This is a genomic window from Vibrio sp. GJ43-1 (genome assembly GCF_055808835.1).
On sequence record NZ_CM147885.1, the window covers coordinates 14,745 to 27,187 of the forward strand.

Genomic DNA, 12,443 nt, shown 5'->3' on the forward strand with positions numbered 1-12,443 from the left:
ACTCATTTTCCTAATAGTAAGCGAGGCTCCCTCATCTAGATTGTACGATATTGCTGTCTTACTCGTTTTGTAAGGGGAAATAAACCCGCTTTAGCTTGGTGAACAAGCGCCCGATATCTTCCAACATGACATAAAGACATGGCACCAAAATCAACGTCACTATGGTAGCGTACATAACAGCAAAACCTAGCGCCACGGCCATTGGTTTGACAAATGCCGCCTGTAAGCTGGTCTCAAACATAATGGGCAATACACCAAAGAAGGTTGTAATCGAAGTCAAGGTTATTGCTCTAAATCGAGCACAGCCCGCCTCCACTACCGCCTGCTTGGCGCAGTGGCAACGCGATTTTATTTGGTTGACATAATCCGTCATTACCAAAGAATCATTAATCACTACCCCAGCCGCCGCTATCAGTCCAAAGGTCGACATCATGCTCATATCAAGACCGTAAAAATAATGGCCCCAAATGGCCCCCGTTAAACTAAACGGAATGACTGACATAATAATAAATGGCTGTGAATAACTCTTCAGTGGGATCGCCAGCAGCATATAAACCGTAATCATACTCTACAATGAAAAAGACGATCTGCTCTGCCTTTTGCTTTTGCTGTTCCTCGATCGTTCCCCCTAACTCTGTTACGACTTGCGGATACTGAGCTTTCATATCAGGCAGCACATTCTCTTCAATATTCCTAACCGCCTTGTCCGGTTCAATCTGAGCCTCATCAATAGAGCCATAGACATACACGGTTCGATAGCCATTCTCTCGGCGAATTTGGTTAATACCAGGCTTACTATCAATATTCACCACATCTCCTAACATGACCTTTTTCCAGACGGGGTCGTAATCAGTGCATAGCGCAGTGATGAAAAGGCTTCACGGGTCAACTTAGGGTAACGCACCATAACCCGTACTTCTTCGGTGTTTCGTAATACCCTCTGCGCCTCCCCGCCATAAAAACTGCCACCGACTTGCGCCGCAATACTGGCGAGATCAAGTCCAAGATCGTACGCAACCGGCTTTAAAGAAAGTTGAACTTCTCGGCTGCCCGTATCCATCGAAGAACTAATATCATACAAACCCGTTTGTTGCTGAAGTTCGGCAATCAGTGCTCGACCCGCAGCATTAAGCGTCTCCATATCGGGTCCATAAAGTAGATAACCAAATTCATCTCCTCCCTCGCCTCCAGCAACATTGTCATTAATCACTATCGATTTTAGTCCTACGATGGTTGGCATTTTTTCTCGCCATCGCTTCGATAGTTCAAACGCATCCACCGGACGAATAGCTTCATCAACCAAAGGCATAATAATCATACCTTTTGTGCGACTGGTATTAATGGTCATCATATCCCGCACTGCTCGTTGGCCATACTCTTGCTCTATCTCGTCATTCACTTCTTGAACGATACGTTCAAGCGTTAATAACGCATCAATAGTCTGCTCATCCGAAGCATTACTGTTCATTTCAATAGTGATCATAGGAAAGTCAGACGGGACTTTAGGACTCGGGATCATACGTACATGCCCTGCCGTTAGCATCGCCGCACTGACCACAAGCACAGCGATAAATGCCATCACTACAGACCATCGCCACTCCACACACCAAGACACCGTTCGTTTGTAGGGACCATTAACAAACTCAAAGAAACGGCGATTGAAACGGGCGCGAACACTGTTTTCTTTGACGGGGGTAAACTTAGTGTGCGCCAAATGCGCAGGTAAGATCAGCTTTGACTCAATCAAACTGAAAATCAGACAAAAGATAACCACCACAGATAAACCATAGAAGAATGCTTTTTCCGGTCCCGTTGAAAACAAAAATGGCACAAACACCGCAATCGTGGTCAGTACACCAAACGTGGCTGGAGTCGCGACTTTTTGGGCGCCACGAACGACATTCGTCACGCCACCGCCGCTGGTTTCCACTTCGGTATAGACACTTTCTCCAATAACAATGGCGTCATCAACAACGATCCCTAACACCATAATAAAGGCAAATAATGTAATGATATTAATGCTGACATCAAACAAAGGCATCAGCATCACGGCGCCAAGAAAACACACGGGTAGTCCTATCATGACCCACATCGCCAACCGGAATCGTAAAAATATCGTCAACAATATTGCGACAAGTACCGCCCCTTGGAGCAAGTTTTTCAACATCATGTCCAAACGAGCGTTAAGGTAATACGTCATATCCATTAAGGTATGCAATTGAATACCATGAGGTAGCGTTTCATTCTTAGCATCGATATAACGTTTTACGGTTTCAGCAACAGGCACCATATTCTGCGTTTTCGTCGCTTTGACCGTTAGGTAAATACCATTTTCTCCCGAGTATTTGAAATAGTGCTGCCCTTCGGTAAAAGCGTCTTTAATGTCGGCAATATCCCCAAGAAGAACTTTTGAGCCATTTGCCCCCACTTTTACAGGGATCTGTCTAAATTCAAACCCGTTGTAATACTGATTCTCTATTCGTATCGACACCAAACCTGTGCTGGTACGCACCTGACCCGCTGAAAAATTAGCCGAGTATTTTTGAATCGCTTTGACTACATCGTCCAAAGTCAGATCATAAGTACGAAGTTCATCTGGGTGGATCTCAATACCAATTTCATCGGGTGGCGAGCTCATTTCAACCAACGACACATCACCGAGTTGTAATAACTCCTTTTCTATTTGCAGTGCCATCGTTTTAAGTTCAGGCAACGAGGTGTTACCCGACAACACCATGCCAATAACATCTTGCTTAAACTCTATCTGGGTGACTTTAATCGGCTCCATTGCGTTGGGAAAGCTCGCAATACCATCCACTCGCTGCTTAACCTTATCAAGCACCTCCATCAAGTTCGCTTTGGTGTCTATTTCCAATGTCACCATACCGCCTCCGCGGTAGGCATCGGTGACGGCTTTCTTTATTTCCGTGACGTCCTTCAGCGATTCTTCGACTTTAATCAGAATACTTTCTTCTATCTCCTGAGCTGAGACACCCGGATACGAAGCGCTGACTTGAATATAGTTAATTTCAAAGTTAGGGAACATTTGTCGCTGAATTAGAAAGTAACTCACCGTTCCCATAATCAAAATAAAGCCCATTAACAGATTGGCCGCGACCGAGTTTCTCGCAAACAGAGCGATAATTCCTCGCTGAACATTGTTGCTCATTGAGTCTCTCCCGCTGCGTTTCCATTATCTGCACGTATGACTTGCATACCAATTTGGGGGAACTCTGGCACCGTTAACACGAGTACATCGCCCTTGTTAAGCCCAGAGTCAATGTAAAAGCTCGATTTTTCTTCACGAAGGACGTGAACGGGCTTAGGGATCAGGCGATCATCAGGATCGACTAACCACACTCGATCATCACTGACCAACTCTTGAGGAATCGCATATAAATCAGCCACGGTTTTGCCGAAGAAACGCACTTCAACGTAGGAACCAAAAGGCAATGGTGAGAGTTGTGACTTAAGGCCATAAGGGTCTTCTACTCGTATCACCATATTAACCATGCGAGTCGCGCTGTCTACTACGCCGAGATCCCTCATCACCTGCCCTTCGCGAGTCGTTTCAAGTCGTCCTTTGGCAATAATGTTCGCTTTGGTACCGATAATATTTTTAGGTAAGAAAGGGGCATCAAAACCAGCGATTGGCACCATGATTTCCGCCGTCTCGATATTATTGATTTCTGCGACTTGTGTGCCAGCGGTAATATACTGTCCAACGCCAATATTTCTCGACACAACAAGGGCATCATAAGGGGATTCGATGTCACAATTGGCCAAATCTCGATTGGCTCGCTTCAACCCTGCTTGCGCTGATTTTACTCGAGCTTCTGCACTCAGAACTTGAGGAATACGCAGATAAAGATCAGACACTTGTGTATTGGCGATGTTCTTAGCTTGCTGCTGCGCGACTTTTGCTTTCGCTCGCTCTTCAATCAAAGCGGCCTGTGACTGCGCCAGTTCCGCTTCAGCCTGCAATACCGCGGCCTCATAGTTGTCTTTTTCTATGGTAAATAGGACCTCACCACGCTTGACGACGCCGCCCGCTACAAAGCTTGGGTGCCAACTGACCACCTCTCCAGACACCTGTGTTGCTAACGCTGTGCGTTCAAGTGGTACGACTTCGCCAAAACTCGAAATCAAAACCTTATGCGATTTAGGTTCCAGCACTTGCGTTTTAACCGTCACTATCGTTTCCAACGATTTTTGCGGTTCTATTTCTGGCTTTGTTTTCTCAACTACGCCATAACCCACTGCCGCTAAACCGACAATAAATATTGGTACTAACCACTTCAAGCTTCGCTTAAACATAAACACCTAGGTGTCCTTATCCATTAAATCCTCTGTTCCCATTGTACGTAAAACTATCGTCAGAAACTGTAATGAATTATCACAATAATAAACCTTATCCCGACATCACATATTTTCCAACGTTACGCGCTTCATGAATGCAATATGAATTTCCCCCTCAGCATTGATTAACCTTACTGATATTACTATTTCGTCATCAACTGAATTGATATCAGCAGTATTAATAATTACCACAACACGGAATAGGGACCAGGATATGAAACCAATTAGCATCGTCATCATTACGCTAAACGAAGAAAAACGCATCGCTAAACTTCTCGGTGATTTATCAAAGCAAACATATCAACAATTCGAAGTCATCCTTGTCGATTCAGACAGCGATGACCTCACCACAAAAGTGGCTGAAAAATTTCGACCAGCATTGCCATCCCTAACGGTGCATACCATGACAGAACGTGGCGTCAGTCGCGGGCGCAACACCTGGCGCGAGACTTGCCAATCATGAAAGGCTTTTGTTCCTTGATGCCGATGTTAGGCTCGATAAGCAGTTTTTAGACAAAGCAATCACCAAACTACACAGTGAAAAACTCGAAGTCGCCGGAGTGTATATGGGCGCTCAACAACTAAGTTGGGGCTACAAATCTGGCTACGCGCTATTTAACGCTGGTCTATTTGCCACTCAATACTTCTTCCCGACCGCAGTTGGCGCCTGCATTTTCTCGACTCAACGAGCCCATAAGGAAATCGGTGGATTTGATGAGGCCATCATTCTTTGTGAAGACTGCCACTACGTTAAAAAGGCGGCAAAGACATGGCGTTTCCGCTTCCTCCCACTTACTTTTCAATTCGATCCTCGTCGCTTAGAACAAGATGGTTTATTCACCATGGGCCTCACTTACCTGAAGGCGAACGTGCGACGCTTTTTGTTTGGTGAAATGCGCAACAACGAAATGAAATACCAATTTGGACATTACCAGTAACGGCCCTATCGATGATGCCAACCGCTGATACCAAACTACTGATACCAACCGCAGATCACCACCGTTGCTTATAAGGATGTAACCAGTACCTATGTTTGAAACTTTTGGCTTATTTCTAGGATCTTTACTCGACGCCACTATTGGTCCTAATTTATTTGTTCCTGGCGAACCTTTTATGATTGCCGCGGGCTATCAGCTCTACAGTGGTGGGTATCTTGCGGTGCTAGCAGTATTGCTTGGCGGTTTACTGGGAGATCAACTGAGCTATTTTATTGGTCGCCAATTTGGATTTAGCGTCCAGCAAAGGCTACTTGCATGGCAGCCAAAGGTTCGACGACCACTTGCACGGTGTCGCTTAATGATGAAACGAAATACGTTGTTAATTTTAGCATTTTCAAGATTACTTGGTCCGGTCGCATGGGTCGTCCCTTTTATGGCCGGTTCGAATCATATTGAATGGCGAAAGTTCTCACTCTACGCCTCCATAGGCTTATTATTGGGCATCGGGCAATTTGTTGTTTGGGGTTACCTATTAGCGGCTGGCATCGACAATATTCCAATATTTGCCGAAGTCAGCGAGTTTCTGTCTGAGCACAAATACACGTTAGGCGTCGCCCTTTTAACGATTGTAATGACCTATGTGGGTTTTAAAAAACAATGGCGATATCTTGGGTTCAAAGTGTTAAGCGGATTTCTTATTGGAATGTTGACCCTCAACTACTCCCATTTCTTTTGGTTTAGCGACGATGCTGTCTCCCCACTCTCAACGACTAGCATCCCTGAGACGGTCACCCTAGATAAGCTCAACTACAAAGTCTTTGCTGGCTTGGTCTTCCATTTATCCGGCTCAAGCAGTAAACATTATTTATTTCGGAGCGTCTCCTACCCCACTAATGCAAACACTTGGGTGGATACAAAATAAAACTTTCTCTCGCAGCGAGCTAGAGTTTTGGGACTACATCAACCTGCTTCAAGGTAAAACGCCCCCGGTATCAGATCTGATATGGAACGGAGAACCTCAGCACTTGGCATTCCAACTACCCGGTACCTTAACACAACGCTCGCACATTCGGTGGTGGAATGCGGGCATTGACGCTGATACGAATCAGCCTATCTGGGTTGGTGCGCTTAGCTTTGACAACGGTTTGACCATCACACCTTACGGTGGAATTGTTACGATTCTTCATAGTATTTCACCCGATGTCGACAGTGAACGAGACAAACTCAAAGCTCATGTGCTCAAAAGTAATGTTAAATGGCACGCAGAAAACATCCCCCTAGCGAGTGCGATCGCAATAGATAACCGCCATGACTATTTCACCGATGGAGATATTTTAGTTGTATCGCCAAGTGAAGCACTGCATACAACTAAAGATTATTAACGCGTGATACCCCTCGAGCTATACCGCCGGAATCATAGTTCGGCTCCATACCGCCAGTAGCAAGGACGCACAGACGGCCCAAACCAATACCGCAGACACGAGCGTTGTCGTCAGACTGAAGAAATAGCTGAAGTGATAGACAGCAATTAGGTAAGCGGCATAAGGAAGTAATGAGTACAAACCAAACAACGCGGTACTGCGCAATGCTTCCATATTTCGCTCGCTGGCCACAATGTAATGGGCAATAAGAGCAAAACTAGGAAAAAGCGGTACTAATCCGGCAATAAAAAAACTCTTACTTTTGGAAAGAATAGCTATCAGCAAGACTGCCATTGCACCAATCAGGCATTTAAAAAACAAAGATAACACGAGCAAGGTTCCTTTACCGTCGTCAAAATTAGGAAGAAAGAATACGATCAGCGCTATATGTTTTAGAGCGCTATATTTTGTAGAGTACTATCCGTTTTAGGGCACTATCCGTATTTGGGTACTATCCGTATTTGGGTACTATCCGATTTAGCGTAGTCATGATGGGAACAGGAGACGAGAGATATGTAGCGCTTGTTTCTCGTCATATGAGAAACAAGCGAAATAGGTCACGGATACGCGTTAGAAACGAATATACGTTAGAAGTAAATATACGTTAAAAGCGAAGAGGCTCGTCATATTATTACTTGAAGGACTAGGTTTAAATGTCGTTATTGCTTAACTATTGGACTAACCGTTAGTTAACTAAAGTTCGTTAGCAGTGCCATCGTGAACGATTACTTTCTAACTATCGACGACTAACTATTAAAGTACAGGCACACTCGGCGACCATCAACCTCTCTAATATCAAATGGAATTTCATATATTGACTCCATGACGCTTTGCTCAACCACTTCATGGACAGTACCCGATTTAATCACTTGCCCCTTTTTCATCGCTACAATGTTGTCTGAGTAACAAGATGCAAAGTTAATGTCATGGATCACAATCACCACCGCTTTATCAAACTCATGGGCAAGTCGACGCAAGGTGTGCATGATTTCAACCGAGTGTTTAATATCGAGATTATTAAGCGGCTCATCAAGAAAAACATAATCGGTATCTTGTGCAACGACCATCGCAATGAACGACATTTGGCGCTGACCGCCACTAAGCTGATCGAGATATCGATGTTGAATATCTTCAATACCTAGGTGCCCCAAAGCCTGATCAATAATGTCATTATCAGCCTGAGTAAGTCTTCCTTGCGAGTGCGGAAAACGACCAAATGAAACCAGCTCTCGGATAGTAAAGCGCATATTGATATTGTTTGACTGTCGTAACACCGCTAAGTGCTTAGCCAGCTCTTTGGTTTCCCATTCTGCCAATAATTTATCGCCAATTAAAACCTCGCCAGCATCACTTTGTGTTAAGCGACTTGCCATCGATAACAAGGTACTTTTTCCTGCACCATTAGGGCCAATAATGGACGTAACTTCACCTTTGGGAAACAGAGCGTCTGCGTCTTGAACCACAAACGTCTTACCGTACTTTTTACTCAGTCCAGTTAACTTAATCACTCTCGTACCCTTAATTAATTCTATTTCTTAGCAACAAAAACAAGAAGTAAGAACCACCAACCAAATTGATGATCACACTGATTGTGGTTTGAAATACCAACACTTTTTCGACAAACCACTGCCCTGTCACCAACAATAATATCGCCAGTAAACTGCTCGCCATTATCAGAAAACGATGCTGATATTGATTGAACATTTCTCGCGTTAAGCTCACGGTAATCAGTCCAAAAAACAGTACAGGCCCAACAAGAGCGGTTGAAATCGCAATCATCACCGTGATAAGCATCATGATTCGTTGCGTAAGCTGTTTAGTATTCACGCCCAAACTGGTTGCATTGTCGACACCTAACCACAATACATCGAGCTTCGGCGCGTAGTACCACAATAGAACCAAGCACAAAGCTAATGGAATCAAGCTCCAATACACTAATGTTGCATTGATATTATTAAAGCTGGCAAACATCGAGCTTTGAATTGTGGCAAATTCATTGGGATCGACGAGCATCGTTAAAAAACCCGTCACACTGCTAAATAAACTTCCGCATACAATACCAATCAATAATAAAGTGAAGACATTGTTATCTTGACGTTTAAAGTAGAAGTGAAACAGCAACAAACTAAAGAAAACCATAATGATCGTCGACAATAAGAAATTACTCATTGCATGGATAACCCAAAAGCTGCTGCTCCCTAAGATCACAACCATAAGCACTTGAATCATAAGATAAAGGCTATCAAAGCCTAAAATCGACGGCGTCAATATACGGTTATTAGTAATAGTCTGAAATACCAACGAAGACGCTGAAATCGCGACGGCAGCCAAAACAATGGCCAAAATTTTCGGCGCGCGACGGGATAAGAAGAACTGATAATTATCAGCCGTCAAACCTTGGCCAATAAACCATGTAATGATGGCTAAACAACCCGCCACCAATAAAGCCACTTTATAAGAATCACGCATGGGCTTTGTCTCTCAACACCAAATAGATAAACACGGCACCACCAAAAATACTGATGATCATTGAGATAGGCATTTCATACGGGAATATAATCACACGCCCTAAAATGTCAGATGACAATACCAGTATGACCCCCCAATATGCGGTCCAAGGTAAGATCTTCTTCATGTTGTCACCCATAAATAGTGACACGATGTTTGGTACAATCAGCCCTAAAAATGGAATAACTCCGACGATCATCACCACAGTAGAAGCGCTCACAGCCACAAGAATCACGCCAAGAAAGACAATTTTCTGATAATCCAAGCCGATATTTTTTGCAAAACTTTCACCCACACTTGCTGCACTAAATTGGCTGGCGTAATAATAAGCAAGTAAGCACGCTGGGATGGCTAAGTACAATATTTCGTAGCTGCCTTGCAAAACACTGGCGAAGTTGGCGACTGTCCAAGATGACATGGTTTGGACCAAGTCATATTTATAGGCAATAAAAGTCGTCAGCGCGGAAACCACATTGCCGTACATAATACCAATCAGCGGAACAAGAACCGCATTCTTAAACTGCAGCCTTTGCAAAAATCGTACGAAAAGCAAGGTACCTGCGACTGAGAAGGTAAAGATCACGCCTAAATGAGCCCATTGAGAGGCTCCACCAAGGAAGATTAGACCAACAACGTAGCCTAATAGTGCACAATCAATCGTACCCGTAGTGGATGGTGACGCGAATCTGTTTTGCACAATCTGCTGCATAATAAGACCTACAACACTTAACCCTGCACCTGCTAACATAATGGCGATTAAACGCGGAATTCGGCTCACCACGTAGATGGAATAGGCGTGTTCGTCTCCACGAAAGACATCTGTGAGCGAGACATTCGCGGCGCCAATTAGCAGTGACGACACAGCTAGAGCGCCTAATAATACAAGAGCGAAGAGATACTTATGAATAGCCATGAAACAACATTAGACTCAGAAAATTGGATTAGACCCCAAAAATAATATGGCTTGAACGCCATTTTACCGTAGGTAGGGCAAGTCTATAGACTCGCCCTAGTGGTCGAAGGCTTGAAAGTTAAAGGGCGCTAGTGATATCAGAGATCATCGTCTGCGTTGCTGTCACACCACCACCAGAGAGATACCAAGCATTAGGGTCAATGAACACCACTTTTTTAGCTTTGGCCGCTGGCGTTGAGTTAACGAGTGGATTATTGAACATTTCCTTCGCTTTACCAACACTTCGACCAATCGCTTGCTCTCGGTCTAGAATAAAAATAACGTCTGGCTTCGCGTCAGAAATATATTCAAATGAAATTAAGTTGCCATGGGAACCTTCAACAGGCGCAACATTTTGGCTGTTTGACTCAGCAAAGTTAAAGTCGTCAAAAATGATCGAAAATCGGCTGCCTTTATTAAACATGGCGACGTTATTGCCGTTATTCATGAGCATCAATGCGTTCAGTTGCTCTTCCTCGACTTGATCTGCGGCAGTCGTAAGCTGCGATTGTGTCTCTTCGATCAGCGCTTCCACTTCTTGCTCTTTATCAAATAATTGACCGAGCATACGCCAGTTTGCCTGCGTATCTTGCCAGTACTGCCCATTATCCACATAGAACATGACCGTCGGTGCGATCTCGTTTAACTCATCGTAGATTCTCAACATACGGTTTTCAGCAATAATAACGTCTGGCTTCAAGGTATAAATAGTTTCAAAATCAGGTTCGCTCACTGAGCCAGTATTACTTGTAGATGTCTTATACTGGGTAAGGTAAGACGGTAATAGGCCGTGCGGTGCACCTACTGGTTGCACACCTATGCGGTCTAATACATCCAAGCTACCATTGCCCAGTACTACCACACGTTTTGGTGTTTCTTTGAATTCTACACTCCCTTTGTAGTGATCAATCGTGACTGCAAAAGCGTGACCAACAAACATCGAACACGCAGCAACAGTGATGCTTGCACGCTTGATAAAACCGAAAACCTGATTCATTCCCTAATACCCTATATATCTTGTGGTTATATTAAACAAGCTCATTATCACCTCAATATAAATAGGAATCAATATCATTCTTATGATTAATTGCATTTTTATTGTCGTTGATCATATTTACCTTTTGCCGCTCATTGTCAGGGTTTACCAACAAACCCTCACTAAATGAGATAAACATGGTCAATATTTGTTCTAAATTTAGAACTATCCCTTCCAATACTTGAGAACGCGTCAATAGGTGTTACATTCATTTACACAATATAAATATAAGGGCCGCTTATGGCAGGTTTAAGTCTTCTCACTCTTCTTGACGATATTACTGCGGTACTTGATGACGTCGCATTATTATCAAAGGTCGCCGCCAAAAAGACCGCTGGCGTACTGGGTGATGATTTAGCACTCAATGCACATCAGGTTTCTGGTGTCGCGGCGGAACGGGAAATTCCAGTAGTCTGGGCCGTCGCCAAGGGCTCGTTTAAAAACAAATGCATATTGGTTCCTGCTGCGCTCATCATTAGCTTTATCGCGCCTTGGTTGATCAATCCCCTTCTGCTTTTAGGTGGTCTATTTCTTTGCTATGAAGGAGCAGAAAAAATCATCGAAAAGCTCTTTCATGGTAAGCACGAAAACGCAGAAGAGATCCCTAGTCTCGACACGGAATCGATTGAAGAATATGAACAAAAGAAAATAGCAGGGGCAGTTCGTACCGACTTTATCCTATCAGCAGAGATCATTGTCATCGCATTAGGAACGGTGCAAGGTCAGTCCACGACAATACAAATTTTAGTGGTGTCATTGATTGCGGTATTAATGACCATTGGCGTTTATGGGCTCGTCGCAGGCATTGTGAAACTCGACGACTTAGGCTTCTACTTAGATAAAAAGGGAAAAGGAAAAGGCTTTATGTCTTGGTTCGGTAGAGGCTTAATTGCTTTTGCCCCTAAGTTCATGAGAGTCCTAACCATTGTTGGCACTGCCGCCATGTTCTTAGTGGGAGGCGGGATTGTAGTGCATAACGTTCCAGCCGTACACCACCTAATAGAACCGATTATCATGGAGTTACCCAATATATCACTTGCTAAAGCGGCAATTCCTGTGTTGCTAAATGGTGCCGTCGGAGTGGTCGCAGGTGTACTCGTGGTGGCGGTGATTGAAATAGTCTCTAAAATTCGTACAGCGGTTTCATCTTCATAGCCTCTCGCCTAAACCGTGCTTAAGGACATAACGAACGGTCATTATTATTAGCACCGTTCGCTATGTCATCGCGG

Annotated in this window: 7 protein-coding genes and 3 pseudogenes; 3 read left to right on the forward strand and 7 right to left on the reverse strand. The window is 44.1% G+C overall.

Features of this window, described 5'->3' with window-relative positions:
* Positions 1–58: 58 nt before the first annotated feature.
* Together AC0L66_RS17245 and AC0L66_RS17250 are read right to left on the reverse strand one after the other, a co-directional pair.
* Positions 59–3,169, reverse strand: a pseudogene (locus AC0L66_RS17245) (efflux RND transporter permease subunit).
* Positions 3,166–4,317, reverse strand: a complete 1,152-nt coding sequence (locus AC0L66_RS17250) for an efflux RND transporter periplasmic adaptor subunit (RefSeq protein WP_473570901.1) — start codon at positions 4,315–4,317, stop codon at positions 3,166–3,168. The pseudogene AC0L66_RS17245 and the gene AC0L66_RS17250 overlap by 4 nt, the downstream one beginning before the upstream one ends.
* Before the next feature lie 256 nt (positions 4,318–4,573).
* Here AC0L66_RS17250 and AC0L66_RS17255 point away from each other — a divergent pair.
* Positions 4,574–5,297: pseudogene (locus AC0L66_RS17255) on the forward strand (glycosyltransferase family 2 protein).
* A 91-nt stretch (positions 5,298–5,388) separates the two neighbouring features.
* Positions 5,389–6,679, forward strand: a pseudogene (locus tag AC0L66_RS17260) (LssY C-terminal domain-containing protein).
* An 18-nt stretch (positions 6,680–6,697) separates the two neighbouring features.
* Here the strand turns inward: AC0L66_RS17260 and AC0L66_RS17265 are convergent.
* The 5 genes from AC0L66_RS17265 to AC0L66_RS17285 form a co-directional block, all read right to left on the reverse strand.
* Complete coding sequence (locus AC0L66_RS17265; RefSeq protein ID WP_265677490.1) at positions 6,698–7,048, reverse strand: GlpM family protein; 351 nt, start codon at positions 7,046–7,048, stop codon at positions 6,698–6,700.
* Between the two features lie 416 nt (positions 7,049–7,464).
* Entirely contained in the window at positions 7,465–8,226 is a 762-nt protein-coding gene (locus tag AC0L66_RS17270; protein ID WP_473570088.1) for an iron ABC transporter ATP-binding protein, read from the reverse strand.
* Positions 8,227–8,236: 10 nt separating this feature from the next.
* On the reverse strand, positions 8,237–9,187 hold the full coding sequence (locus tag AC0L66_RS17275) for an iron chelate uptake ABC transporter family permease subunit (RefSeq protein WP_473570090.1): 951 nt from the start codon (positions 9,185–9,187) through the stop codon (positions 8,237–8,239).
* Positions 9,180–10,139 carry an ABC transporter permease gene (locus AC0L66_RS17280; protein WP_473570091.1) on the reverse strand — a complete coding sequence of 320 codons (960 nt, stop codon included), beginning with the start codon at positions 10,137–10,139 and terminating at the stop codon, positions 9,180–9,182. Before AC0L66_RS17280 ends, AC0L66_RS17275 begins: the two co-directional genes overlap by 8 nt.
* Positions 10,140–10,257: 118 nt before the next feature.
* Positions 10,258–11,175, reverse strand: a complete 918-nt coding sequence (locus AC0L66_RS17285; protein WP_265677786.1) for a siderophore ABC transporter substrate-binding protein — start codon at positions 11,173–11,175, stop codon at positions 10,258–10,260.
* Between the two features lie 279 nt (positions 11,176–11,454).
* Here AC0L66_RS17285 and AC0L66_RS17290 point away from each other — a divergent pair, with 279 nt between their 5' ends.
* Positions 11,455–12,369, forward strand: a complete 915-nt coding sequence (locus AC0L66_RS17290; protein WP_265677787.1) for a DUF808 domain-containing protein — start codon at positions 11,455–11,457, stop codon at positions 12,367–12,369.
* Positions 12,370–12,443: the final 74 nt, after the last annotated feature.